The organism is Aquabacterium sp. (assembly GCF_036279675.1).
GTDB lineage: Bacteria > Pseudomonadota > Gammaproteobacteria > Burkholderiales > Burkholderiaceae_C > Aquabacterium.
The window spans coordinates 1-25878 of sequence record NZ_DASUIS010000009.1; the positions used below are offsets into that span (position 1 = coordinate 1).

The 25878-nt window shown below is 63.9% G+C and carries 25 protein-coding genes; 19 read left to right on the forward strand and 6 right to left on the reverse strand.

Annotation, left to right across the window (positions count from 1 at the left end; genetic code table 11):
- From VFW93_RS00980 to smc, 3 genes are all read right to left on the reverse strand, one after another.
- The coding region (locus VFW93_RS00980; protein ID WP_414639549.1) for a DNA ligase LigA-related protein at positions 1-611 on the reverse strand (611 nt) is incomplete at its 3' end.
- A 13-nt stretch (positions 612-624) separates the two neighbouring features.
- Positions 625-1704 carry a cell division protein FtsZ gene (locus VFW93_RS00985; RefSeq protein WP_329692125.1) on the reverse strand — a complete coding sequence of 360 codons (1080 nt, stop codon included), beginning with the start codon at positions 1702-1704 and terminating at the stop codon, positions 625-627.
- Positions 1705-1717: 13 nt separating this feature from the next.
- Complete coding sequence (smc, locus tag VFW93_RS00990) at positions 1718-5233, reverse strand: chromosome segregation protein SMC (RefSeq protein ID WP_329692126.1); 3516 nt, start codon at positions 5231-5233, stop codon at positions 1718-1720.
- Between the two features lie 240 nt (positions 5234-5473).
- Here smc and queF point away from each other — a divergent pair, with 240 nt between their 5' ends.
- From queF to VFW93_RS01045, 11 genes are all read left to right on the forward strand, one after another.
- Entirely contained in the window at positions 5474-5926 is a 453-nt protein-coding gene (gene queF / locus VFW93_RS00995; RefSeq protein ID WP_329692165.1) for a preQ(1) synthase, read from the forward strand.
- Positions 5927-5964: 38 nt separating this feature from the next.
- The gene (locus tag VFW93_RS01000) at positions 5965-6621 is read left to right on the forward strand and encodes an energy-coupling factor ABC transporter permease (RefSeq protein WP_329692127.1); all 657 of its coding nucleotides are present in this window, start codon (positions 5965-5967) and stop codon (positions 6619-6621) included.
- Entirely contained in the window at positions 6618-7235 is a 618-nt protein-coding gene (locus tag VFW93_RS01005; protein ID WP_329692128.1) for a M949_RS01915 family surface polysaccharide biosynthesis protein, read from the forward strand. The genes VFW93_RS01000 and VFW93_RS01005 overlap by 4 nt, the downstream gene beginning before the upstream one ends.
- Before the next feature lie 63 nt (positions 7236-7298).
- Positions 7299-8465 carry a GGDEF domain-containing protein gene (locus VFW93_RS01010; protein ID WP_329692129.1) on the forward strand — a complete coding sequence of 389 codons (1167 nt, stop codon included), beginning with the start codon at positions 7299-7301 and terminating at the stop codon, positions 8463-8465.
- Complete coding sequence (locus tag VFW93_RS01015; RefSeq protein WP_329692130.1) at positions 8462-9625, forward strand: diguanylate cyclase; 1164 nt, start codon at positions 8462-8464, stop codon at positions 9623-9625. Before VFW93_RS01010 ends, VFW93_RS01015 begins: the two co-directional genes overlap by 4 nt.
- 55 nt (positions 9626-9680) lie before the next feature.
- On the forward strand, positions 9681-10910 hold the full coding sequence (gene dapC, locus VFW93_RS01020) for a succinyldiaminopimelate transaminase (RefSeq protein ID WP_329692131.1): 1230 nt from the start codon (positions 9681-9683) through the stop codon (positions 10908-10910).
- A gap of 15 nt (positions 10911-10925) precedes the next feature.
- Positions 10926-11750 carry a 2,3,4,5-tetrahydropyridine-2,6-dicarboxylate N-succinyltransferase gene (dapD, locus tag VFW93_RS01025; protein WP_329692132.1) on the forward strand — a complete coding sequence of 275 codons (825 nt, stop codon included), beginning with the start codon at positions 10926-10928 and terminating at the stop codon, positions 11748-11750.
- 58 nt (positions 11751-11808) lie between these two features.
- Complete coding sequence (locus VFW93_RS01030) at positions 11809-12996, forward strand: PilT/PilU family type 4a pilus ATPase (protein ID WP_329692133.1); 1188 nt, start codon at positions 11809-11811, stop codon at positions 12994-12996.
- Positions 12997-13030: 34 nt separating this feature from the next.
- Complete coding sequence (gene dapE / locus VFW93_RS01035; RefSeq protein WP_329692134.1) at positions 13031-14185, forward strand: succinyl-diaminopimelate desuccinylase; 1155 nt, start codon at positions 13031-13033, stop codon at positions 14183-14185.
- An 8-nt stretch (positions 14186-14193) separates the two neighbouring features.
- Positions 14194-15072, forward strand: coding sequence for a 50S ribosomal protein L3 N(5)-glutamine methyltransferase (gene prmB / locus VFW93_RS01040; protein WP_329692166.1), 879 nt, complete (start codon positions 14194-14196; stop codon positions 15070-15072).
- Between the two features lie 67 nt (positions 15073-15139).
- Complete coding sequence (locus tag VFW93_RS01045) at positions 15140-17158, forward strand: ABC-F family ATP-binding cassette domain-containing protein (protein WP_329692135.1); 2019 nt, start codon at positions 15140-15142, stop codon at positions 17156-17158.
- On the opposite strand, the gene VFW93_RS01050 is transcribed toward VFW93_RS01045, so the two are convergent.
- A complete protein-coding gene (locus tag VFW93_RS01050) occupies positions 17159-17563 on the reverse strand; it encodes a TraR/DksA family transcriptional regulator (protein WP_329692136.1) in 405 nt (134 codons plus the stop codon).
- A 146-nt stretch (positions 17564-17709) separates the two neighbouring features.
- Between VFW93_RS01050 and VFW93_RS01055 the strand changes: the two genes are divergently transcribed.
- From VFW93_RS01055 to VFW93_RS01080, 6 genes are all read left to right on the forward strand, one after another.
- Positions 17710-18219, forward strand: coding sequence for a MarR family transcriptional regulator (locus VFW93_RS01055; protein ID WP_329692137.1), 510 nt, complete (start codon positions 17710-17712; stop codon positions 18217-18219).
- 96 nt (positions 18220-18315) lie between these two features.
- A complete protein-coding gene (locus VFW93_RS01060; protein WP_329692138.1) occupies positions 18316-18738 on the forward strand; it encodes an organic hydroperoxide resistance protein in 423 nt (140 codons plus the stop codon).
- Between the two features lie 248 nt (positions 18739-18986).
- Positions 18987-19628: a C40 family peptidase gene (locus VFW93_RS01065; RefSeq protein ID WP_329692139.1), complete on the forward strand. Its 642-nt coding sequence runs from the start codon at positions 18987-18989 to the stop codon at positions 19626-19628.
- A gap of 53 nt (positions 19629-19681) precedes the next feature.
- A complete protein-coding gene (gene moaA, locus VFW93_RS01070) occupies positions 19682-20833 on the forward strand; it encodes a GTP 3',8-cyclase MoaA (RefSeq protein ID WP_329692140.1) in 1152 nt (383 codons plus the stop codon).
- Complete coding sequence (mobA, locus tag VFW93_RS01075; RefSeq protein WP_329692141.1) at positions 20826-21458, forward strand: molybdenum cofactor guanylyltransferase MobA; 633 nt, start codon at positions 20826-20828, stop codon at positions 21456-21458. The genes moaA and mobA overlap by 8 nt, the downstream gene beginning before the upstream one ends.
- On the forward strand, positions 21445-21990 hold the full coding sequence (locus VFW93_RS01080; protein ID WP_329692142.1) for a GNAT family N-acetyltransferase: 546 nt from the start codon (positions 21445-21447) through the stop codon (positions 21988-21990). Before mobA ends, VFW93_RS01080 begins: the two co-directional genes overlap by 14 nt.
- A gap of 9 nt (positions 21991-21999) precedes the next feature.
- On the opposite strand, the gene rnhA is transcribed toward VFW93_RS01080, so the two are convergent.
- On the reverse strand, positions 22000-22449 hold the full coding sequence (gene rnhA / locus VFW93_RS01085) for a ribonuclease HI (protein ID WP_329692143.1): 450 nt from the start codon (positions 22447-22449) through the stop codon (positions 22000-22002).
- Positions 22446-23294: a class I SAM-dependent methyltransferase gene (locus VFW93_RS01090; RefSeq protein WP_329692144.1), complete on the reverse strand. Its 849-nt coding sequence runs from the start codon at positions 23292-23294 to the stop codon at positions 22446-22448. The genes rnhA and VFW93_RS01090 overlap by 4 nt, the downstream gene beginning before the upstream one ends.
- Between VFW93_RS01090 and gloB the strand changes: the two genes are divergently transcribed.
- Both gloB and VFW93_RS01100 read left to right on the forward strand, forming a co-directional pair.
- On the forward strand, positions 23293-24072 hold the full coding sequence (gene gloB, locus VFW93_RS01095) for a hydroxyacylglutathione hydrolase (RefSeq protein WP_329692145.1): 780 nt from the start codon (positions 23293-23295) through the stop codon (positions 24070-24072). The genes VFW93_RS01090 and gloB overlap by 2 nt on opposite strands.
- Before the next feature lie 2 nt (positions 24073-24074).
- On the forward strand, positions 24075-25859 hold the full coding sequence (locus VFW93_RS01100) for a transglycosylase SLT domain-containing protein (protein WP_329692146.1): 1785 nt from the start codon (positions 24075-24077) through the stop codon (positions 25857-25859).
- Positions 25860-25878: the final 19 nt, after the last annotated feature.

Sequence of the window (25878 nt, forward strand, 5' to 3'; positions counted from 1 at the left end):
TCGAAATCATCGCGGCGCATGTAGACCTCGCCACGAACCTCCAGCACCTCGGGTGGCGAACCCGCCACCTTCAGCATGAGCGGAATCTGCCCGATCGTGCGGATGTTCTGGGTGACGTCCTCACCCTGTTCACCATCGCCACGCGTGGCCGCCTGCACAAGCACACCATGTTCATAACGCAGGTTGATGGCCAGGCCGTCGAACTTCAATTCGGCGGCGTACTCAACCGGAGGCTGATCCTCTGTCAGGCCCAGTTCGCGCCTGACACGGGCGTCGAAAGCCTCCGCGCCTGTCGCCTCTGTGTCCGTCTCGGTGCGGATGGACAGCATGGGCACGGCGTGGCGCACGGGTGTGAAGCCGTCCAGTACCTTGCCCAGCACGCGTTGCGTGGGCGAATCCGCCGTCAGCAACTCGGGGTGGGCGGCCTCCAGCGCTTGCAATGCCTGGAAGAGGCGGTCGTACTCCGCATCGGGGATCTGCGGCGCATCCAGCACGTAGTACTGGTGCGCGTGGTGATGTAGTTGGGCTCGCAACTGCGCCGCCTGCTCGGTGGGCGACGCTGGAGCCGGCGACGCCCCTTGTGGCTCGCCGAACAGATCAGACTGGCTCATGCCGGGCTCCGCTTCAGCTGAACAGTCGGCGCGTGGAGGCCGCACCCGCCGCCAGATCACGCGCGGCCAGGGCTTCGTACAGCTTGCCCAGCTCACCTTCAATGGCCGCAAAAGCGGCGGCCGTGAATGGATGCCCCTGGTCGTCGGCCATCACCGCGTCCATGGACATGGACAAGGCCTCGCCGGCCGCACACCAGGCCTTGAACGGTTGCTGCTCGACCGCGGTTTGCGGCACGTCGAACGACAACACCAGCTCACGCAGGGTGGCCTGCTCCTGGTCTTCGGCAAAGGCCGCCTGGGCGTCAAAGTGCAGTGTCAGGATGGGCGGAGCACCCTCTTCGTGCGAGGGCAGCACGAGGCGGCCCGGCAAGGCGCCTGGCAGGAAGCCATGACGCGAGGCCTGCTGGGTCACATAGCCCAGTGACCAGGCACTGCCACGCGCATGCAGGCGCAAGGCCAGTTGTGCGTCGTGGGCGCCCGCAAAGGCATCCAGTTCCTTGGCGCGCGCCACCACGTCCAGCATGTCAGGAAACTCTGGCGAGGCGCCCAGCGCATCGGCCATGGCCTGGATCTTCTGCACGAACTCGGAGTACTCGATCTCGTTCAAGCCTCCCGTGCGATTGGCCAGCAAGACCCCCGCCTGCAGCTCGCTGTAGGTCACACCAGGCTGAGGTTGTTCCCATTCACCGCAATCAGTGCGCAGGCCTTCGATCAGCATGGGCTTGCTGCCGGCGCGCCTGGTGGTGGGCACATGCAGCAGGATGTGATCGCCGCTCATGGGCGTGTCGATGCTGATGGTGGCGATGGCGTCCACCAGGGCATCGAGGCGCGGCCCGGTTCGCTTGACCGGAGGCAGGCCGGGCTTGCTGCCGGAGCCGGGCCGGTCTTCCATGGGCTGCGTGGGGACGTTGTCGAGCTCCGAGTGGGAGACCGCATCAGCCGCGCGCGCCGAGCCATCCATGGGCTCCAGGGTGGCGCGCTTGGGTTGGCGTGCGGCGGCCTTGCGAGCCGTCCAGGCGCCGTGTGCGACCACTGCGGCCAACACACCACCGCCCAGAATGGCCAGATACAAGGTCAGGGAATTGCTGCTCATTGTTGATGTTTCCTCAGGCAGCGTGGGCCATGCCCAACGCGGCTTCCATATCCACCGCCACGATGCGGGACACGCCCTGTTCCTGCATGGTCACACCTATCAGTTGCTCGGCCATCTCCATCGCGATCTTGTTGTGCGAGATGAACAGGAACTGTGTACCGCTGGACATGCTCTTGACCAGTCGGGCGTAACGCTCGGTGTTGGCGTCGTCCAGCGGCGCGTCCACTTCGTCGAGCAGGCAGAAAGGGGCGGGGTTGAGTTGGAAGATGGCGAACACCAGCGCGATCGCGGTCAGGGCCTTTTCGCCACCGGACAGCAGGTGAATCGTGCTGTTTTTCTTGCCGGGTGGCTGGGCCATGACCTGCACGCCAGCGTCCAGGATTTCGTCGCCCGTCATGACGAGCTTGGCGGTGCCGCCCCCGAACAGATTGGGGAACATGCGGCCAAAGTGCTCGTTGACGGTGTTGAAGGTGGCGCCCAGCAGATCGCGTGTTTCCAGGTCGATCTTGTGGATGGCGTCTTCGAGGGTCTTGATGGCGTCCATCAGGTCGGCCATCTGCGAGTCCAGGAAGCCCTTGCGTTCGCGGGCGGCGGTCAACTCATCCAGCGCGGCCAGGTTGACGGCACCCAATGCATTGATTTCACGCTGGATGCGGTCGATCTCGGTTTGCAGGCCGTAGAGCTTCACGCCATCGCGCTCGATCACTTCGGCCAACGCTTCAAGGTTGACCTCGGCCGCCGTCAGTTGCTCCAGGAATTGCGCCCCGCCCAGTGTGGCGGCTTGCAGCTCCAGCTGCAGTTTGGTGATCTCATCACGCAAAGGCTGCAGGCTGCGTTCGAAGCTCATGCGCTGCTCATCGGCGCGGCGCAGCTGGGCAGACAGGTCTTCGTAGCGATTACGCGTCTGCAGCAGCAGGCCTTCTTTTTCCAGCTTGACGGCGAGCGCGTCGTCCAGACCGGTCTGCGAGGTTGATTCGCTCAGGCGCGCATGCTCTTCATGCAGTTGCGCGGCCGAGGCCTCATTCGTCTGGATCTGCTGTGCGGCGGTCTCGATGCCACGCTGCAGTTCACCACGGCGAGCCGCCATGGAGCGGGCGCTGAACTGAGCCTCCTGGGCCTGGCGCTCCAGTGCACGCGATTGCTCGCGGGCCTGATTGAGCTTGCGCTCGGCCTCGATCACCGCCTCTTCAAGCTGGGCGTGCTTTTCCTGGGCATCGGCCAGGCTCAGGTCCAGCTCTTCAAAACGGGCTTCGCCCGTGGCACGGCGCTCCTGCAGATCACCCAGTTGCGCATCGATCTCGGCCAGCTCTTCTTCGATCTGGCTGCGGCGCGTGTTGGTCTGCTCGGCCTGTTGCGTCAGGCGCAGCACTTCCACCTGCAACTGGTGGGTGCGCTGCTGGATCTCGCTGGTGTCACGGCGGGCCGTGGCCAGGCGTTGAGCGGCATCGGTGTAAGCGGCTTCGGCGCGGATCAGGCTGGCGCGGGCATCTTCGGCGATCAGCGACTGCGCACGCAGCTGCTTTTCAAGGTTCTCGATTTCCTGCGCGCGCGCCAACATGCCGGCCTGCTCGGAATCAGGCGCATAGAAGCTCACGGCGAACTGGCTGACCATGTGGCCCGCCCTGGTCATGATGACCTCGCCGTGGGTGAGCTTGCCGCGGTTGGCCAGCGCCTCTTCCAGGTTGCCAGCGGTGTAGACGCCTTCAAGCCAATCGTTCATCAAGGCCTTGAGACCCTGATCGCTCAGGCGCATCAGATCAGACAGGCGCGGCAGCGTGTGGTGCGTGTTCTGGATGCCTGGCTGAGGCAGACTGTAGAAGGCCAGCTTGGCAGGTGGCGCGTCGTTTTCAAACGCGCGCACCGTTTCCACGCGGCCTACCTCCAATGCGGACAGGCGCTCGCGCAGCGCCGATTCCAGCGCGTTTTCCCAACCAGTTTCAATGTGAACGCGGGTCCACAAGCCTTGCAGGCTTTCCAGGCCGTGCTTGGCCAGCCAGGGCTTGAGCTTGCCTTCGGTCTGCACCTTCTCCTGCAGGGCACGCAGGGCATCCAGCCTGGCTGACAACTCGGCTTGCTTGGCGGCCTGCGTGTTGCTGTCAGCCTGCGCGGCCTTGCGGCCTTCGTCCAGCATGGGCACGGACTCGGTCAGCTCGCCCAGTTGGGCTTCGAACACGGCCAGCTCTTCCTGGCCGATTTCGAGCTGGCGGCGCATGTCGATCAGGCGCGCGTCGTCCGTGGTGGCCAGGCCCTGACGCTCGGTGGCCAGGCGTTCACGGCGCAGGTTCAACTGGCGCGACTGGTCATCGATGTTGCGCGACTCGGCAGCGAGCAACTGGATCTGTTGCTGCACCTGACCGGCCACGCCACGTTGTTCATTGGCGCGAGCGGTAGATGCACGCACCGCATCTTCAAAACTCGGGATATTGCCCGCCAGCTCTTCCGCCTGGGCCGCCATGATCTCGGCCTGCTCTTCGGCGGCCAGCATCTTCTCGGCCAGCTCTTCCAGCTCGAACTCGGCGGCCGCACGGCGCTCGGCCCACTGGTCGTTCTGGCCCTTCAGTTCGGCCAGACGTTGTTCCACGCGCTGGCGGCCTTCCACCACATAGCGGATGCGCTCTTCCAGGCGGCTGACTTCCAGATTGGCCTCGGCCAGTACACCCTGCGCGGTATGCAGCTCATCACTGGCAGCGTAGTGATCCTGGCGCACGTGCTCCAGCTCGGCTTCCACCGCACGCAGCTCGGCCATGCGCGCTTCCAGCGCATTGGTGGCTTCCAGCACGGCCTGCTTGATGCGCGTTTCTTCCGTGGCGGCATCGCGGTGCTTGAGGAACCACAATTGATGCAACTTGAGCGTGCCCTGCTCCTGCAGACCGTGATAACGCGTGGCCACCTCGGCCTGCTTTTCCAGCTTGTCGAGGTTGTTGTTGAGCTCACGCAGGATGTCTTCCACGCGGGTGAGGTTTTCGCGCGTGTCCTTCAGGCGGTTCTCGGTCTCGCGGCGGCGCTCCTTGTACTTGGAGACGCCAGCCGCTTCTTCCAGGAACAGGCGCATCTCTTCCGGCTTGGATTCGATGATGCGGCTGATGGTGCCCTGACCGATGATGGCGTAGGCGCGCGGGCCCAGGCCGGTGCCGAGGAACACGTCCTGCACGTCGCGACGGCGCACGGGCTGGTTGTTGATGAAGTAGCTGGAGTTGCCATCGCGCGTCAGCACGCGCTTGACCGCGATCTCGGCAAACTGGTTCCACTGGCCGCCCGCACGGGCGTCTTCATTGCTGAACACCAGTTCCACGCTGGAGCGGCTGGCGGGTTTGCGGTTGCCCGACCCATTGAAGATCACGTCCTGCATGGATTCGCCACGCAGCTCGGACGCCTTGGACTCGCCCAGCACCCAGCGCACCGCATCCATGATGTTGGATTTGCCACAACCATTGGGCCCCACCACCCCGACCAGTTGGCCCGGCAGGTGGAAGTGCGTAGGTTCAGCGAATGACTTGAAGCCAGACAGCTTGATCGAATTCAGTCGCATGCTTGGTGTCGGCCCGGGACTCGCGCCTCCGAAAAACCCGCTAAGTCATTGATTTGTTTGACAAAACCTGTTCATCGACAGGCCAGAATCAACCAAAGATGATAGCATTGCACTTTTGCCGATTCCCCCTTTAACGATAAGTAGTCCGCCATGGCCAAGAAAGCCCCCGCCACCAGCGCCACCGAAGTCAAGCCCAACGCCAAGACCAAGGCGCCCGCCAGGACCGGCGCGCAAGCCAGCTTGAAGGTGGGCGCACGCGCCAAGCCGGCCACACCGCCCTCGGCGCCTTCGCGCGAGTTGGACGTGTTCCCCAACCCGGCTCCCCAGCGCGACTACGTCATCCAGTTCCAGGTGCCCGAGTTCACCTGCTTCTGCCCGCTGACCGGCCAGCCTGATTTCGCTCACTTCACGATCGACTGCATCGCCGACAAGCTGTGCATCGAACTCAAGAGCCTGAAGATGTACATGTGGAGCTACCGCAACGACGGCGCCTTCCATGAAAAGGTCACCAACGACATCCTGACCGACATCGTCAAGGCCATCGACCCACGCTATGTGCGCATCACGGCCAAGTGGTACGTGCGCGGCGGCATCTACACCAACGTGGTCGTGGAGCACCGCAAGAAGGGCTGGAAGCCAGCTCCCAAGGTCGAGTTGCCCCAGCACAACGCTGAAACAGGCCTGCTGGGCTGATTCAGGCCCGCTGAGCACCACGCCACCGTGACCATGTGATGGGCCCCCTGCCCGCCTGGCTGGATTGGGCCCTGCTGATAGCGGCCTTGGGCGTGGCTTTGCTGTTCAAGCCTTGGCTCCCGCTGAAGCATGCCCCCCTGCAAAGCCCGTGGATGGGCGCGATGGTGCTCTTGCCATGCGTCTGGTGGACGCAGCACCTGTTGCCCAATGGCCTGGCCCTGCATGTCACCGGCGCCTGCCTGCTGGTGCTCATGTTCGGTTGGCCGCTCGCCATCTGGAGCTTGCTGCCCGTCGCCTTCATCGCCAAGCTGATTGAAGCGCGTGCATGGCCCGAGCCGGACGCCCTGGTCACGCACCTGGTCTGGCTGGGCGTGATCCCTGCCACACTGGCCCTGATCATGGGGCTGGCCGTGCGCCGCTGGATGCCCCGACACCTGTTTGTCTACATCCTCGGGCGAGGCTTTGTGGTCACTGCACTGGCCGTGACGCTCACGGGCTACTTCGCCATCTTTGCGCAGCACAAACCTGAAGCCCTTGCCACCGAGGAGTGGATGCTGGCCAACTGGCTGCTCGGGTGGGGCGAGGCCATCAGCACGGGCATGCTGACGGCCATCTTTGTCGCCTTCAAGCCCGAATGGATGCTGACGTATTCGGATGCGCGCTATCTGCCGGGCGCGAATGACAAGCCATCATGACGAGCGGCCAGGCCATCCTCCTGCGGTACGTGCTTGTGCTGGCATTGGCTGGCACGGGCTGCCTCACAGCCACGGCGTGCGCCCCCAAACCCTGGCCTGCAGGCACCCTGCCTGACAAGCTCGATCTCCCGAAAGCCAGCCAGATCACTCAGGCCTGGTCATGCAAGGATCGCCTGGGGGAACAACTGGTGGTGGCGACCCGTTCGCCCGGTTCGCCCGGTTCGCCCACCGAGGGCGCCAGAACAACCGAACTGACCTTCTCCAAGTACCGCCAGACGGCGACTGGCTGGAAGAAGGACTGGCAGGCACGGGATTTCCTGAACGCACCACCAGCGTCGATGGCCCCGGAACTCATCCTGCTGGGTGACTACGACGGCGATGGCCAGGCCGACGTGTTTCTGGCCTACGCCCTGCCGGGCCCGCCAGCCCAGTCGGACGAAGGCAAGCTGCTGGTGTTCTACAAGGACCAGAAATACGCCATTCGAGGCGCCGTGGCGCACAGCCCGACGGATTTCGGATCACGGAAAACGTCCGCCAATTTCCTCACCTTGCCTCAGGCCATCCAGGAGCGGGCCTTCAGACTGTGGGACAAACTCAATAGCCCCCGACATTAGGGGCGCCCCCGGGTCAAGCTTTGCCAGCCAGTGCCGATAGCCCGTTAAACCTGTCGAGCATTGATGAACACACCACTCTGGCTGCAAACATGCGCGAACCGGGTGCTGGGCCAAGACCCGCACCTGCGTCGCCATGTACTTCTGCTGCTGATCACCTTGCAGCCCTACGCCGTGAGCGTAGGCGTGATCTTGCATTCCGAGCATCTCAAGCTGCTCGCACCTGACGTGGCCCGGGAGCTGATCGCGGCCAGCGCAGCCACCTTCCTGACCATGTTCGTGCTCGTTCGATCCGGATGGTCGCAGCGATTCGCAGACCCCGTTCTGACCTTTCCGCACGCGCTCATCACCATTGCACTGTGCATGGCCGCCTACGTCCAGTTGGGCGACAACCGTGGCAATGTGATGATCCTCATTGCCCAGACCATCGTGTTGTCGATGTTCCGGCTCAAGCCCATACAGGTGCTGATGCTGGGGGTGTTCACGGTCATCACGCTGGGCGCCTGCGTGGGCTGGACGGCTGTGATGCACGACAGCCACACCCACGCATCGTCTGGCTGGACGCACTTCGTGGTGGGCGGCTCCACCTTGCTGACCCTGTCATTGATCGGCAAGTGGGTCAGCGACATCCGGGTGCGCATCGGCAGGCAGGCGCGTGAACTGCAGGAAGCCGTCGACACCGTCAAGCAGATGGCCACCAGCGACATGCTCACGGGTGCCCTCAACCGGCGGATGATGACCGAACTGGCCGAAAACGAACTGAAACTGATCGAACGCAGCGGCGCGCCGATGTGCATCGCGCTGATCGACATCGATCACTTCAAGCATGTCAATGACCACTTCGGCCACCACGCAGGCGATGCGGTGCTGAGGAGCATGGCCCAGCATGCGCAAGGCCAGATCCGCCAGGTGGACAAGTTCTCACGCTGGGGCGGCGAAGAGTTCCTGGTCATGCTGCCCAGCATCAGTGCCGTGGAAGGGATGAACGCCATCGAGCGGCTGCGCCAGTCCGTCGAAAGGCTGGAAATCCCGGGCTATCCACAACTGCACGTGACCTTCTCTGCCGGCGTGGCGCAGGCCAAGGTGGGCGAATCGCTGGAGCAGTTGATCGAGCGCGCGGACGAGGCGCTTTATGAGGCCAAGCGGCAAGGACGCAATCGCAGCCTGCTGGCGCAAACCGAATTGAAATCGAGCAACGCTTCGGCAGCCTCATCCAGCGAGGCCATGTCATGACACAGTTTGTCCCGCCCGCTCAACCCAACGACCCCATCGTCGACGCCGTCGGCAAGCTGGTGCACAGCGTCTTCGGCCACGACAGGGCCACCAGGGCACGCACCGCGGCCATCCTGCTGTGCGCGATCATGTACGCCATCTGTTGCAGCGCGGCCTACTACGCCGCCGAGATCAACCTGATGCGGCCATTTGCACCCAAGCTGCTGTGGGCCACCAGCATGCCGGCCTACGTGGCCTTCTACACGCTGGTTCGCTTCGGCAAGACCAGGCACCTCAAGGACCCCACCTTGATGCTGCCGCAAAACGTGTTCGCCCTGCTGGCCATCGCGTTTGCCTACACGGCGGTCGGGCCACATGACCGTGGCGTGGTGCTGGTACTGATCGCCCTGGTCATGGTGTTCGGCATGTACACCCACACCCCCAAGCAATCCGTGCAGATCGGCGTGCTGGCGATGTTGCTGCTGGGCTTGAGCATGGGCGTGCTGGCCCATATCGACCCCGATTACTACCCGCCAGATCTGGAACTGCTGCGCTTCGAACTGATGCTGGGCACCGTGCCGACGTTGATTTTCTCGGCCTACCAGATTTCCTCATGGCGAAATCGCCTGTCCGCCCAGCGCAAGGATTTGAAAATCGCGCTGGAGCAGGTGCAGCAGATGGCCACGCACGACGTGCTCACGGGCCTGTACAACCGCCGCTTCATGCAGGATCGCCTGGAGGACGCCGTCAAGCGTTTCGAGCGCTATGGCGAACGCTTCACGGTGGTGCTGATCGACCTGGACCACTTCAAGCGCGTCAACGATCAGTTCGGGCACAAGGTGGGTGATCAGGCCCTGATGGCCTTTGCCAACGCGTCCGGCATCGTGCTGCGCGAGACCGACATCATTGCCCGCTGGGGCGGCGAAGAATTCATCTTCCTGCTGCCCAATACCGCCGCGGAGAAGGCGCTGGTCGCCCTGGAGCGCCTGCGCCAGACACTGGCCTCCTGCACGGTCTCCGAGAACGTGCCTCAACTGAGGGTGAAGTTCTCGGCCGGCGTGGCGGTACACGACAGCGTGACCTCGCTGACGCACACGCTGGAACGCGCCGACAAGGCCCTTTATCAGGCCAAGAGCAGCGGGCGCGACCGTGACGTGACCGCCCCTCCGGACAAGCCCTGACACCGCCTTGCCCCTGTTACCGCAGCAAACCGCCCGCGCCTGGGATAATCGCGGGATGAACCCATTGCTGAAGAAACTCCAGCCCTACCCCTTCGAGCGCCTGCGCGGCCTCACGGCTGGTGTCACACCCAACCCCGCTTACCGTGCCATCAGCCTGGGCATTGGCGAGCCCAAGCACCCTACCCCTGCCTTCATCAAGGAAGCCCTGACTGCGGCCCTGGATGGCCTGGCCAGCTACCCTGCCACGGCCGGCGAACCAGCCCTGCGCGAAGCATGTGCTGCCTGGGGTGAGCGCCGCTACGGCCTGAAGCTGGATGCCGTCACACAGATCCTGCCCGTAAACGGCTCACGCGAAGCCCTGTTTGCCCTGGCGCAGGCCGTGATCGACCCGACCCAGCATCAGGATGCCGGCGGCCCCGCCGTGGTCTGCCCCAACCCGTTCTATCAAATCTACGAAGGCGCCGCGCTGCTGGCTGGCGCCCGTGTGGTGTTTGCCAACTCGGATCCGGCCCGCAACTTTGCGGCGGACTGGTCGTCCATCCCTGAATCGACCTGGGCGACCACGCAACTCCTGTTCGTGTGCTCGCCCGGCAACCCGACCGGCGCCGTCATGCCGCTGAGCGAATGGCAGCGCCTGTTCGAGCTGAGCGACCGCTACGGGTTCGTGATCGCTTCGGACGAGTGCTACTCCGAGATCTATTTCCGCGAAGGTGCGGATGCCGCGCCGCTGGGCGGTCTGGAAGCGGCAGCCAAGCTCGGTCGCAGCGACTTCAAGAACCTGATTGCCCTGACCAGCCTGTCCAAGCGCTCCAACGTGCCGGGCCTGCGCTCCGGCTTCGTCATGGGTGACGCGGCCATCATGAAGGCCTTCCTGCTGTATCGCACCTACCACGGCAGCGCCATGAGCCCGGCCGTGCAGCGCGCCAGTGTCGCGGCCTGGAACGATGAAGCCCACGTGGTTGAAAACCGCGCCCTGTATCGCCAGAAATTCGAGCAGGTCACCCCCATCCTGGCCTCCGTGATGGACGTGGCCCTGCCCGATGCCAGCTTCTACCTGTGGGCCAAGGTGCCCCCACACATTTGCGGCGGCAGCGACGAAACATTCACCCGCGAGCTGCTGGCTCAATACAATGTGGCCGTTTTGCCTGGCAGTTACCTGGCGCGCGAAGCCAACGGTGTGAACCCAGGCCAGGGCCGCGTCCGCATGGCGCTCGTGGCCGGTGTCGACGAATGCGTCGAAGCCGCCCAGCGCATCAAGGCCTTCATTGAATCCCAATCTGTTTGAATCTGAGAGAAGAACATGACCCAAGCTCTGCAAACCGTCATCGACAACGCCTGGGAACAGCGCACTTCGCTGTCCGCCGCCAGCGCCCCCGCCGAGATCCGTGACGCGGTCAACCACATCATCGACGCCCTCGACGGCGGCAAGCTGCGCGTGGCCGAGAAGATCGACGGTGACTGGGTGACCCACCAGTGGATCAAGAAGGCCGTGCTGCTGTCCTTCCGCCTGAACGACAACGTGCCCATGGGCGACGGCCCACTGCAGTTCTACGACAAGGTGCCAACGAAGTACGCAGGCTGGAGCGAAGAACAGCTGCGTGCCTCCGGCGTGCGCGTGGTGCCCCCCGCCGTGGCCCGTCGTGGCAGCTTCCAGGCCAGGAACGTGATCCTGATGCCGTCCTACGTGAACATCGGCGCCTATGTCGATGAAGGCACCATGGTCGACACCTGGGCTACCGTCGGTTCGTGCGCCCAGATCGGCAAGAACGTTCACCTGTCTGGCGGCGTCGGCATCGGCGGCGTGCTGGAGCCCCTGCAAGCCAACCCCACCATCATCGAAGACAACTGCTTCATCGGCGCGCGCTCCGAAGTGGTCGAAGGCGTGATCGTGGAAGAAAACTCGGTGATCTCGATGGGTGTGTACATCGGTCAGTCCACCAAGATCTACGACCGCGCCACGGGCGAAGTCAGCTATGGCCGCATCCCTGCCGGTTCCGTGGTCGTGTCGGGCAACCTGCCCTCGGCAGACGGCAAGTACTCGCTGTACTGCGCCGTGATTGTCAAGCGCGTGGACGCCCAGACTCGCTCCAAGACCAGCATCAACGACCTGCTGCGCGGCGCCTGATCGGCCTGCCGGTCTGATCCTTCCTGCATCTGATATCTGATTCAAACGGGAGAACTTGATGAGCGGTGGCAATCTCGAACGGGTACTGCGCCTGATGGCCGAGAAGAAGGCGTCTGACGTCTTTCTGTCTGCCCGGACACCCATCCTCATCAAGATCCATGGTCAGATCATGCAGCTGACGGATCAGATCCTCACCCCGTCCCAGCCCCGCCAACTGTTGTCGGAGATGATCTCCTCGACGCAGATGGAAGAGCTGGACGAGACGGGTGAACTGAACCTCGGCATCACCATTCCCGGTGTGGCCATCTTTCGTCTGAGCGCCTTCAAGCAGCGTGGATCGGTGGCGGCGGTGTTCCGCTACATCCCCTCCGACATCCCCGCGCTGGATTCGCTCAACGTGCCCGATGTGCTGGGCAACCTCGTGCTGGAAAAGCGCGGCCTGATCCTGCTGGCTGGTGCCACGGGCGCAGGCAAGAGCACCACGCTGGCCGCCATGCTGGAGCACCGCAACCAGAACATGACCGGCCACATCCTCACCATCGAGGATCCGCTGGAATTCCTGTTCACCAACAAGAAGTCCATCGTCAACCAGCGTGAAGTGGGCCGTGACACCCAATCGTTGCAGGTCGGCCTGAAGAACGCCCTGCGCCAGGCGCCGGACTGCATCCTGATCGGCGAAATCCGCGATCGCGAAACCATGACGGCCGCGATCTCTTACGCGCTATCGGGCCACCTGGTGCTGTCCACCCTGCACGCCAACAACAGCTATCACGCGCTCGGCCGGATCCTGTCGTTCTACACGCCTGAAGCCCGCCCGGCCTTGCTGAGCGACCTGGCTTCCGGCCTGAAAGCCATCGTGTCGCAACGCCTGCTCAAATCCACAACGGGCGGACGCGTGCCGGCCGTGGAAGTGCTGCTCAACACCCACCTCGTGTCCGAGATGATCGAAAAGGGTGACTTCACCGGCGTGAAGGAAGCGATGGAAAAGTCCATGGCCGAAGGCTCGCAGAGCTACGAACAGGACATCGCCCGCCTGATCAACGAAGGCATCGTCACGCGCGACGAAGGCCTGGTCCACGCCGACTCGCCCACCAACCTCATGTGGCGCCTGCAGAACGACACCACGACCAAATCCAAGCTCGCGGCCAAGGCCGAAGAGGTGGAAGACGGCCCCTCGTTCACCGAAATCACGCTGGACGTTCGCGCCGAGGACAGCAACAACGGCTTTTCGTCCACCCGCTTCTGACCCGGAAGCCCCCCCTGCCTCCTTACGCTACAACATGACCGCCACCGTGCGCCTCACCGAGGCGCTGATCGCACGCCAGTCCGTCACCCCGGCTGACCATGGCTGTCAGGACCTGATGGCCGATCGCCTGCGCGCCATCGGCTTCGAGTGCCAGACACTGACCTTCGGCCCGCAAGATGCCCCCGTGACCAACCTCTGGGCCATCAAACACGGCGCTGGCCACGCCACGGGTGCCCCCACGCTGGTGTTCGCCGGCCACACCGATGTGGTGCCCACCGGCCCGCTCGATCAATGGACCAGCCCGCCCTTCGTGCCCAGCTACCGAGATGGCCTGCTCTATGGTCGCGGCGCTGCCGACATGAAAACCTCGCTGGCTGCCATGGTGGTGGCCAGTGAAGAGTTCGTGGCAGCCCACCCGCAGCACCAGGGCAGCATCGCCTTTCTGATCACCAGCGACGAAGAAGGCCCTTCTGTAGATGGCACCGTCAAGGTGTGCGAGTGGCTTCAGGAACGCGGCGAACGTCTGGACGCCTGCATCGTGGGTGAACCCACCTCGGTCAAGCAGGTGGGCGACATGATCAAGAACGGGCGTCGCGGCTCGCTCTCTGGCAAGTTGCGCATCAAAGGCGTGCAAGGCCACATCGCCTATCCGCACCTGGCAAAGAACCCCATTCACCTGGCCGCACCCGCGCTGGCCGAACTCACCACCATCGTCTGGGATGCGGGCAATGACCACTTCCCGCCCACCAGTTGGCAGATGTCCAACATCCATGCCGGCACGGGTGCAAACAACGTGATCCCCGGCGAGCTGGTGATCGACTTCAACTTCCGCTTCTCCACCGAGTCCACGCCTGAAGGCCTGCAAAGCCGTGTCGAAGAGCTGCTTCACCGCCACGGCCTGGACTTCCGCATCGACTGGACACTGGGCGGTCGCCCCTTCCTGACACGTCGCGGCCCGCTGGTGGACGCCATGGCGGCGGCCATCCGAAGCGTCACCGGCATCGACACCGAACTGTCCACCACCGGCGGCACATCGGACGGTCGCTTCATCGCGCAGATCTGCCCGCAGGTCGTCGAGTTCGGCCCCGTCAACGCCAGCATCCACAAGATCGACGAGCACGTGGCCGTGGCCGACATCGAGCCGCTCAAGGACATCTACAAGCAGACGCTGGAAAGACTGCTGGCGTGACGAACACTGTGAAGACCGTCATCCAGGTGATCGAAGACAGCGCCGCCCGACTGACGCAAGCTGGCGTGGGCTTTGGCCACGGCACCACCAACGCCTTTGACGAGGCCGCCTGGCTGGTGATGTGGCGCCTGAACCTGCCCATCGACGATCTGGATGGCGTGGCTGACCAGACCGTGTCGAACGAACAAGCGACGCAAGTGCAAGCGCTCATCGACGAGCGCATCAGCACGCGCAAGCCCGCCGCTTACCTGACCAAGCAGGCCTGGCTGCAAGGCGTACCCTTTTATGTGGACGAGCGCGCCATCGTGCCGCGCTCCTTCATCGCCGAACTGCTGGCCGAAGGCACGATCGACGACTGGCTGAGCGACAAGACGCAGCGCGTGCTCGACCTGTGCACCGGCAACGGCAGCCTGGCCGTGCTGGCCGCCATGGCCTACCCGGACGTGAGCGTCGATGGCGCCGACATCAGCCCGGACGCACTGGCCGTGGCCCGCATCAATGTGGACCAGCATGGCCTGGCCGAGCGCATCACCCTGCTGCAAAGCAACGGCCTGCAATCGGTGAACGGCCCTTACGACCTGATCCTGTGCAATCCGCCGTATGTGAACGCGCAGTCCATGAAGGCCCTGCCCGCCGAGTACCTGGCCGAGCCCGAACTGGCCCTGGCCTCGGGCGAAGACGGCATGGACTTCACCCGCCAGCTCATCGCGGATCTGCGCGCACAGCCCGATCGATTCATGACACCCGATGCCGTGCTGGTGCTGGAGATCGGCAACGAGCGCGAGCACTTCGAGCGCGCCTTCCCGAACCTGCCGGTGTTCTGGCTGCCCACCTCGTCCGGTGACGACCAGGTGCTGCTCATCACCCGCGAGGCGCTGCTGGCCTGAGGCCTTGCCTTAGACTGCGCACGCTCGGCGCTTGGCGCCGGGCTCTTTCGCTTTACTGATTGCCCCCATGATCGTCCTCAAGAATGTGTCGCTGCTGCGCGGCACCAAGCCCGTCCTGAACCAGGCCAGCGCCACCCTGCATCCGGGCGAGAAAGTCGGCCTGATCGGGCGCAATGGTGCGGGCAAATCCTCGCTGTTTTCCCTGCTGGCCGGTCGATTGCACCCTGATGCGGGCGATGTCGAGATCCCGCCCAGTTGGCTGCAACCGGGCGGCATGGCCGAGGTCGCGCAGAACATGCCGGAAACCGATGACCCGGCCACCGAGTACGTGCTGCAGGGTGACACCCGCCTGATGAAGGCCCTGGAAGATCTGGCCGCAGCGGAAGAAGCCGATGACGGCAACGCCATAGGCGAGGCCCACGGCACGCTGGCCGAGGTCGGCTACTTCGACGCGCCCGCTCGTGCGCAAGCCTTGCTGCTGGGCCTGGGCTTCACGCTTGAACAGTCTCAAGCCCCGGTCAACAGTTTCTCGGGCGGCTGGCGGATGCGTCTGCAACTGGCCCGCGCGCTGATGTGCCCGGCCAAATTGTTGCTGCTCGACGAACCCACCAACCACTTGGACCTGGACGCCCTGGTCTGGCTGGAAGCCTGGCTGCAACGCTATGAAGGCACGCTGCTCATCATCAGCCACGACCGCGAGTTCCTCGACGCCATCACCAAGGTCACCCTGCACCTGGATGAAGGCAAGCTGACCCGCTACACGGGCGGCTATACCGCGTTCGAATCCATGCGCGCCGAACGGATGAGCCAACAGCAGGCCGCGTTTGCCAAGCAGCAGGACAAGATCGCCCACCTCTCCAAGTTCATCGCCCGCTTCAAGGCACAGGCCAGCAAGGCCCGTCAGGCCCAAAGCCGCGTCAAGGCACTGGAGCGCATGGAAAAGCTCGCACCCGTGCTCACCGCCAGCGACTTCCAGTTCACCTTCCCGGAGCCCGCCAGCCTGCCCAACCCCATGCTGTCGCTCAAGGAACTGTCTTGTGGCTACCACCGCGACGGTCAGGAGCCTTTGACCATCGTGTCGGGCATCAACCGTTCGGTGCTGCCCGGCCAGCGCATTGGCATCCTGGGCGCCAACGGCCAGGGTAAATCCACCGTGGTCAAGACCCTGGCCCACATGAACAAGCTGGTCAGCGGTGAGATCACCGAAGGCAAGGGACTGAGCATCGGCTATTTCGCCCAGCAGGAGCTGGACGTGCTGCGCATGGACGAAGGCCCCATGCAACACATGATCCGCCTGGCGCGCGATGTGGGGCCCAATGCCCGCGAGCAGGAACTGCGCGACTTCCTGGGCCGCTTCCAGTTCACCGGTGACATGGTCAACCAGCCCGTGAGCCAGTTCAGCGGTGGAGAAAAAGCCCGCCTGGTGCTGGCCCTGGTCGTGTGGCAACGCCCCAACCTGCTGCTGCTGGACGAACCCACCAACCACCTGGACCTCACCACCCGCGAAGCCTTGAGCATGGCGCTCAACGAATTCGAAGGCACCGTGATGCTGGTCAGCCACGACCGCGCCCTGCTGCGCGAAGTGTGCGACGAGTTCTGGCTCGTGGCCAAGGGCAGCGTCAGCACCTTCGACGGTGATCTGGACGACTACCAGAAGTGGCTGCAGGAGCAAGCCAAGGAGGTGGCGCAAGCCGCACGGGCCGCACGTGATGCGGATCGCAAGGCCAATGGTGCTAGCACGACAGCCCCGGCTGCAGCCCAGCCAGCAGTCGTTGCTGCCCCGATCTCCTCACCTGTCGACGCGCCCGCCAAGGGCAAGGAAGACCGCAAGGCGCAAGCCCAGGCGCGACAAAGGCTGGCCGATCAGGCCAAGCCACTCAAGGCGGAACTCAAGCAGGTGGATCAGCGCCTGGCCAAGGCGCATGAAGAGCAGGCTGCGCTCACGGACAGCCTGGCCAATCCTGGTCTGTCTGCGGCTGAACGTGCCGAACAAGGCAAACGCCTCAAGGCGCTCGGCGAAGAGCTCGAAACACTCGAGTCGCGCTGGCTGGAGCTGACCGATCAGATCGAACAGCTGGGTGCCTGATCAACGCCCCTTGCGGTGTTCCATCATGTCCTGACAGCTCACGCACAAGTGGGCTTCAGGCAAGACCTCCAGGCGTGCCACGCCGATGGCGTCGCCGCACTCCTCGCAGTAGCCGTACTCGCCGCTCTCGATGCGCTCCAGCGCCTGCTTCGTGGCGGCCAGTTCGGTCTGCTCATGGTGCAGGAAGGCGATGGTTTCATCATCGGCTTCTGCGGCCATCGCGCCTTCAATCCCGGCCACAAAGGTGTTGGCAGTCACGGACTCCTCGGCTGCCAGACGCGCGCGCAATTCGCTGTCTTGCGCGCTCAAAGCCCTGGCCTGATCCTGCAGGCGCGCCTTGAAGCGAGCCAGCTCATTGGGGCTCAGCGCGGATGTGGGGGTCACTTGGGCTGTGTTGCTCGACATCTTCTGTTCTCCAGGACTTGAGGTCTTCTTCTTGAACTGGCGGACGGCCAGTTCCTCAGTTCAGGATAGGCACGCATCTGGCCCCTCGTCTTGCGACACATCAAGGCAGCATGCACCGCGAGGGCAGACACCGCTAACATTGCGCCATGTCATCTTCGTCCCCTCGCTCCTCATGCGCCGATGGCGACGCCGCCCCCTCGCTGCCTACCGATCTGCTGAAGCTGGATCTGCAGCTTTGCTTTGCGCTGTATGCCGCGTCGCTGGCCATGACGAAGGTCTACAAACCTCTTCTGGCACCGCTGGGCCTGACCTATCCACAGTACCTCGTGATGTTGCTGCTGTGGGAACACGATGACCGAACCGTCAACGAACTGGGTCAACTGCTGCAACTGGATTCCGGCACGCTGACGCCCCTGCTCAAGCGCATGGCCTCACAAGGGCTGCTGAGCCGGGAGCGCGATCCTGAGGATGAGCGACGTGTTCGACTCCGCCTCACGGCGGCTGGCCGGGAACTGAAGCAAAAAGCGACCGAGATACCGTCGACCCTGGCCTGCAAGGTGGACCTTGATCACCAGGAACTGGCCGACCTGCGCACGCAACTGCATCAGCTTCGGCATCGGCTCACCACCGAAGACGCATCGCCTCGCGGCGATTGACCCCAGTACCTGCCGGGCCATTTTGTTCAACTGGTGCACGGCCAATTTAAATTGCGCACAATTTAATTGCCAACACCAATACTGAAGGACACTGCCATGGCACTCGAAAAAGTCATCTACGTCGCCCACGCCACCGCCACCGGAGGACGAGACGGACGCGCCGTGACTTCCGACAACAAGCTGGACGTCGCACTGGCTCGCCCCACCGAGCTCGGCGGCAACGGCCAGGGCACCAATCCGGAACAACTGTTTGCAGCCGGTTATGCCGCCTGCTTCATTGGTGCCATGGGCTTCGTGGCCGGTCAATCCAGGAAGTTCTTGCCTGCCGGCACGCAAATCGCGTCAGAAGTCGGTATCGGCCCTATTCCTGCCGGCTTCGGCATCGAAGTCACCCTCAACATCACGCTTCCTGGCCTGCCCAAGGATGAAGCGCAGGCCCTGATCGATGCCGCACACCAGGTTTGCCCTTACTCCAACGCGACGCGCGGCAACATCCAGGTCACCCTCAACCTGGTCTGACATTTCGCAAGCTGCAAGCGATCAGGGGCGCCCTTCGGCCAAAAAGCCGGAAATTCGGTGCTAATCTCAGGTTTTCCCCAGCCTTTCGAGGTTGACGCACCGAGGATGAGCCCCTACGCTTGCGACCCATGCTTTTCACGATCCGCCGTCAAGGCCGCCTAGCCCCGATGCTGGGTGACACTGCCCCCGGGATCCATGTTGGAGTCCACACGAACGCCCTCGTCGCCTGCCTTCTGGCTGTCGGCCTGATGTTCGGCGCAGCTTCGTCTCAAGCACAGCAAGTCCAGAGTTCGACACCCGCTGCGGCAACAGCCACGAATCAGGGCAACGGCGGCACGACGGCGTCTCCAGCTGCCAACAATTCGGTAGACAACAGCGACCCCGTGTCCCGCTTCCTGGCTGACAAGGGTCTGCTGCCCAACACCAAGCCCGTGGTCGAACTGGCCCAACAGGTTCGCGACAAGGCCTCGGACATGGCCTCCGAACTGGTGCTCTCGGCCATGAACTTCCTGGGCGTGCCTTACCGTCGTGGCGGCACATCCGAACAAAGCGGCTTCGACTGCAGCGGCTTCACGCGCCATGTGTTCGAAAACAGCGTAGGCCTGATCCTGCCGCGCCGTGCCAGCGAACAGGCCAACTCACCCGATCTGATCCCGATCCAGAAGTCCGAACTGAAGCCAGGCGACCTGGTCTTTTTCAACACCCTGCGCCACACCTTCTCGCACGTCGGCATCTACATTGGCGACGACAAGTTCATCCACTCGCCTCGCGCAGGCGGTCAAGTGCGTGTGGAAGACATGCGCCAGGCCTACTGGCAACAGCGTTTCGATGGTGCCCGCCGCGCACCCGTGGTGACGGCGCGCCAACCCACTCCGCCTCAGAACAACTGAGTCGGCGACAGGGCCGCAGCGCCCGAGCGCGTCTTGCAGCACAATGCTGGGCCATGAGTCAGCCTGCCACTCAGCCCCTGGGCCGAGTCGTCCCCATCCGGACCTCCACCTCTCCCGCCGCCAAGGCGTTGCCGCCCGCAACACCTGGTTCGCACGCCACGCCTGCGCCCGATCAACTGGGGCGCCCGCTGCGAGACCTGCGCATTTCGGTCACGGATCGCTGCAACTTCCGTTGCGGCTACTGCATGCCGCGCACGGCCTTCGGCCCTGACCACCCTTTCCTGCCCCACTCGGAGCTGTTGAGCTTCGAAGAGATCACCCGTGTCGCCCGCATGGCCATGCGCCTGGGTGTGCGCAAGCTGCGGCTCACGGGCGGGGAGCCCCTGTTGCGCAAGGACATCGAGCGCCTGATTGCCCAACTGGCCGAACTGCGCACGCTGGACGGCCAGCCGCCCGAGCTGACATTGACCACCAACGGCAGCCTGCTCAAGCGCAAGGCGCAGGCCCTCAAGGACGCGGGCTTGCGACGCGTGACGGTCAGCCTGGATGCCCTGGATGAAGCCACGTTTGCACGCATGAGCGACAGCCAGTTGAGCGTGGCCGACGTCCTGGATGGCATCGAGGCGGCACACGCCGTCGGGCTGGCGCCGATCAAGGTCAACATGGTGGTGCAAAAAGGCGTCAACGATCAGGAGATCCTGCCGCTGGCGAGGCACTTCCGGCACACCGGCGTCGAGTTGCGCTTCATCGAGTTCATGGACGTGGGTCAGACCAACCGCTGGCAGATGGCGCATGTGCTGCCCTCGCAGGAAGTGCGCGCCGTGATCGAGCAGGCGTTCGCGCTGCGCCCTGTCTCGTCCAGCCAGGTCGGCGACACCGCCCAGCGCTGGGCCTACGCCGACGGCGCCGGCCACGTGGGCTTCATCTCCAGTGTCACGCAGGCTTTCTGCGGTGACTGCTCCCGCCTGCGCATGTCAACCGAAGGCCGGCTTTACACCTGCCTGTTCGCCACCCAAGGCCATGAATTGCGCAGCCTGCTGCGTGATCCGTCCCTGCATGACGACGAGATCACCGCCCGCATCGCGGCCCTGTGGGCCCGGCGCGATGACCGCTACTCTCAATTGCGAGGCCAGTCAGGTCAGGCCGACAACGCGATCCAGCAAGCCAGCGGGCGCCGCATTGAAATGAGCTACATCGGTGGCTGACGTCCGCTTTCAGAACGTGACGGGCTGGTTGCTGGCTGGCGGCGAGGGGCGGCGCATGCAAGGGCAGGACAAAGGCCTTGTCGACTACCGAGGGCGCCCTCTGGCTGCCTGGGTGCTCGACAGCCTCCAGCAACAGTGCAGCAGCCTGCGCATCAGCGCCAACCGCAATCTGCCTGTCTACCAGCGACTCCTCAACAACATCACCGGCCAGACGTCATCCAATGCGGTCCTGTCCGATGATCCTGACCTGCATGTCAGCCAGGGCCCGCTCGCCGGCATCATCACCGCCATGCGCCACACGGACACTGACTGGCTGATGATCGTGCCCTGCGACATGCCCCACCTCCCTGCGGACATCGTCGCCCGCCTGATGCACGAGGCCCATCAAACAAATGCCGACATCGTGACACCTTGCACGCAATCGGGCGCCGAGAATGAGCATCACCATTGGGTCTGTGGATTGATTCGCAAGCGGGTTTGCCCTGACACTGTGAGCCAGTTCGTGAACGGTGAACGCAAAGTTGGTCATTGGGTGCGCTCTCAGCACTGGGCCAGCGTCGCGTTTGCGGACAGCCAAGCTTTTGCCAACATGAACACCCTGGAGACCCTGCGTGGTCAGCACTGATACTTCCGTCCGCATCGCGCGCATTGCCCCCGCGGACCTGAGCGCCTACAAGAGGCTTCGCGATGAAGGCCTGAAGCTGCACCCGGATGCGTTCGACTCCGACATTGAAAGCGAGCAGGCGCGCCCGCCAGAGAGCTACATCGGCCGACTGGGCTTGTACGAAACGCTGGGCGGCACCTTCCTGCTGGGCGCCTGGGCAGACAAGGAGCTGGTGGGCATGATTGGCCTGGAGCGCCAGTCCTTGCAGAAACTGCGGCACAGCGCCGAGCTCAACAGCATGATGGTGAACCCCAGAGCGACGGGCAAGGGCATCGGCCTCATGCTGGTCAACGCCGCCATCGCCGAAGCGCGGCGCGCCATCGGCCTGGAGCAGATCACCTTGCGCGTCAGCACATCCAGTGAATCAGCGATCCGACTGTATGAACGCGCGGGCTTTCAGGCGTGCGGTGTCCTGCCTCACGCCATCAAGCTGGTTGATGGCCCCGGGCAGGTTCGCTATTTCGACAAGCTGACCATGGTCCTCATTCTCTGAGGCCCACAGTTACTTCGCCTCGGCGGCGCCGCGGTTGGCCAGGCCATCCGCACGCTCGTTGCCTGGGTCACCAGCATGCCCGCGCACCCAGCGCCAGTCCACATCGTGATTGGCCGCCTGCTGCTCCAGCGTACGCCACAGATCTTCGTTCTTGACGGGCTTGCCGTCGGCCGTCTTCCAGCCACGACGCTTCCAGCCGGTGATCCACTCGGTGATGCCCTTGCGCACGTATTCGCTGTCCGTGTAAATCACGACCTTGCAGCGGCGCTTGAGCGATGACAAAGCCTGGATGACCGCCGTCAACTCCATGCGGTTGTTGGTGGTCACCAGTTCACCGCCCCACATCTCTTTCTCGTGGGGCCCGCAGACCATCCATACGCCCCAGCCGCCTCGGCCAGGATTGCCCTTGCACGCGCCGTCGGTGTACATCACGACGGCAGGCGTTGCTGATTCAGTCATCCATTCACATCCTGTTGAAAGTGGCCATCGCGCTGATGGCGCTGTGCCACAACGGCCGGTGCTGCGCTCGGCGCCACACGTGCCTTCTTGATCTTGCCCACCAGGCGCATGCCTCGCGCCCGCTTCACGGCCACGACAAAATAAACGGCGCCCAACACGGGCCACCAGCGGTCACCCGCGTGTTCCATCCAGCTCAGCCGCGCCCATGATTGCTCGCTGCGCACCATCGGACGGTAGCAGCCAAAGCAACCCGCTTCCACCTCCAGGTCCAGCAGGCGCAACCAGTCGCGCAAGCGCCAGTAGGCGATGAACTCGCCTTGCGGCAGCACCAGTGCCGAGCGGGCGCCCCAACGCCCCATCCTTTGCCACATGCCCCACAGACTGGCCGGATTGAAGCCGGCGATCACCACACGCCCCTCGGGCACCAGCACGCGCTCCACCTCACGCAAGGTGTCGTGCGGATCACGTGCCAGCTCCAGCGCATGCGGCAACACCACCAGATCCAGGCTGTTGCTCGGGAAAGGCAGCGCCTCGAAATCACAGCGCAAGCTGAAAGGCGCCCCATTGAGGATCTGCCCGCCCTCCACCAAAGGCTCATGAACCAGTGGCGACATGCCAGACGGTGGCGCCCATTGCGCGTAAGCTGCGTCCAGCGCCAGCCAGCGATGCTGCATGCGGTTCATGCGCAGTCCGTCCAGCTCAGGCAAACCCAGTTGCAGCGCGTGAAAGCCGAAGATGTCCGCCACCAGGCGATCCATCTGCGCTTGTTCCCACTCCAGCAAAGCCTGCCCCGGCGGCAAGGCCAACCAGGGGTGCAACTCTATAATTGGATCGACTCTGGTCATGGAATTACTAGCTCTACCCGCCTTCACCGACAACTACATCTGGATGATCCACAACGGCCAACAAGCCCTTGTCGTCGATCCAGGTGATGCTGCGCCCGTGCTCGACACACTGCAGCAACGCAGGTTGACGCTGACCGCCATTCTAGTGACCCATCACCATCCGGATCACACGGCAGGCCTGCGGGCCTTGCAATCTGACCACACTGCAGTCTATGGACCACGCCATGAGGCCATTGATGGCGTCAAGCAGCTCGTTGGCGAAGGCGACGTCATCGAGTGGGCGGGCCTGAGCATCAGTGTGCTGGACACGCCAGGGCACACGGCTGGTCACATCGCTTACCTGCTCCCCCCTGCGCCAGATCAATCGCTACCTGATCCGACAGCCTTCGTTGGAGATACACTCTTCTCTGCGGGATGTGGCCGCCTGTTCGATGGCACCATGGCGCAGTTGTTCGCCAGCCTCACCCGCCTGAAAGACATTCTGCCGGATGCCACGCGCATCTGTGCCGCGCACGAGTACACCCTCAGCAACCTGCGTTTTGCGAAGGCTGTTGAGCCACACAACCTTGACCTTGGTGCCTACCAGGCGCACTGCGAAGCTCTGAGAGCCCGCGCACTGCCTACCCTGCCCGGCACCATGCGTAACGAGAAGGCCATCAACCCCTTCCTTCGTTGCGCCGAACCTGAAGTGGTTTCCAGCGCCCTGCAGCAAGGCGCAAAGGATGCCAGCCCCGAGGCTGTCTTTGCCGCTCTGCGACTATGGAAAAACACATTCTGAAGATGAAGACCACACGCTCACTCCGACGCACCTTCACCTTGAGTACCACCGCGCTGGGATGCCTGATCCTGACGGCATGCGGCTCGGTCTACGGTCCGCAAAGCCGCATGCAGCTCGACATGGACAAGCTGCTGCAGACATCTCCACCAGCCTCAGGCAACGCGCTTGCCGGCAACGAGGGCAAGTTCCTGCGTGGCGCCGTCAAGCAGGACCCCACATCCGGCTTGCGCGTGGACATCGGCGCGGCCACCATCAACGGCACGGACGCCAGCGCGCCTGCGCTCAATGAGCCTGCAGCCAAGCCCGCAGAGGCCGCGTCGGCCGCCACCGACGAGCAAGATGCCAAGGAAGCCGCCGGCGCGCCCACCGACCCCTTGCGCCCAGAAGCCACCGTTGACCTCAGCGACATCACGGCCAACCAGGACCTCTGGGGCCGCGTACGCCAGGGCTTTGGCCTGCCAGCGCTGGAGTCTCAACTGGTGCTTGACCACGAGCGCTGGTACGCCAGCCGCCCCGATTACGTGCAGCGCATGACCGAGCGCGCCAGCCGCTATCTGTTCCACGTGGTGGACGAGATCCAGCGCCGTCAGATGCCAACCGAGCTGGCCCTGCTGCCCTTCATTGAAAGCGCCTTCAACCCGCAGGCGATGTCCTCGGCACGCGCATCGGGCATCTGGCAATTCATGCCCGCCACCGGCAAGGACTTCGAGCTCAAGCAGAACCTGTTTCGCGATGACCGCCGCGACGTGCTGGCGTCCACCCGCGCAGCGCTGGACTACCTGCAGCGCCTGAACAAGCAGTTCGGTGACTGGCACCTGGCGCTGGCCGCCTACAACTGGGGCGAAGGCAATGTGCAGAAAGCCATCAACCGCAATGCGCGCCAGGGCCTGCCTACGGACTACGCCAGCCTGAACATGCCGCCTGAGACACGCAATTACGTGCCCAAGCTGCATGCCATCAAGAACATCGTGGCGCACCCGGAAGCCTACAACCTGACGCTCACGCCCATCGAGAACCACCCCTACTTCGTGAGCGTGCCCATCCAGCGCGACCTGGATGCCACCCTGGCTGCACGTCTGGCCGGCTTGCCGCTGGACGAATTCAAGGCCCTGAACCCCTCGCTCAACAAGCCCGTGATCCTGGCTGCCGGCACACCACAGGTGCTGCTGCCCTATGACAACGCAGGCTTGTTCGTGCACAACCTGAGCAACCACAAGGGCCCTCTGGCAAGCTGGACAGCCTGGGTCGTGCCCCGCACGATGCGCCCCGGTGACGCCGCCCGTCAGGTCGGCATGAGCGAAGGCAGCCTGCGCGATATCAACCACATCCCGCCCAAGATGCTGGTGAAGGCCGGCTCGACCTTGCTGGTGCCTCGCTCCGTGCAGCGCGAGCAGGATGTCTCCGAGGCGCTGGCAGACAACGCCATGATGGCGCTGGCCCCCGATCTGCCGCCCATGCGCCGCATGAGCCTCAAGGCAGGCAAGCGTGACACCGTGGCCGGGATTGCCAGGCGTTATCGCGTGTCGCCGCAGCAGGTGGCACAGTGGAACCGCGTATCGGCATCAGCCACCTTCCAGCGTGGTCAGACCGTGGTGGTGTATGTACCCACCGGCAAAACCAATGCACGCCGAGTGGCCACCGTTCGCAACAATGTGGCCAACGCCAAGGGGCGAGCCCCCACTCGTGTGGTCGCCAGTGCAGCGCGCAGCCCAGCGCGCAACAGCGCAGCCAAAGCTCGTCCTTCCGTGAATCGCAACGCCCGAGTGCGCGTGGCCAGCGCACGCTGACACTGTCAGGCTGACGTGG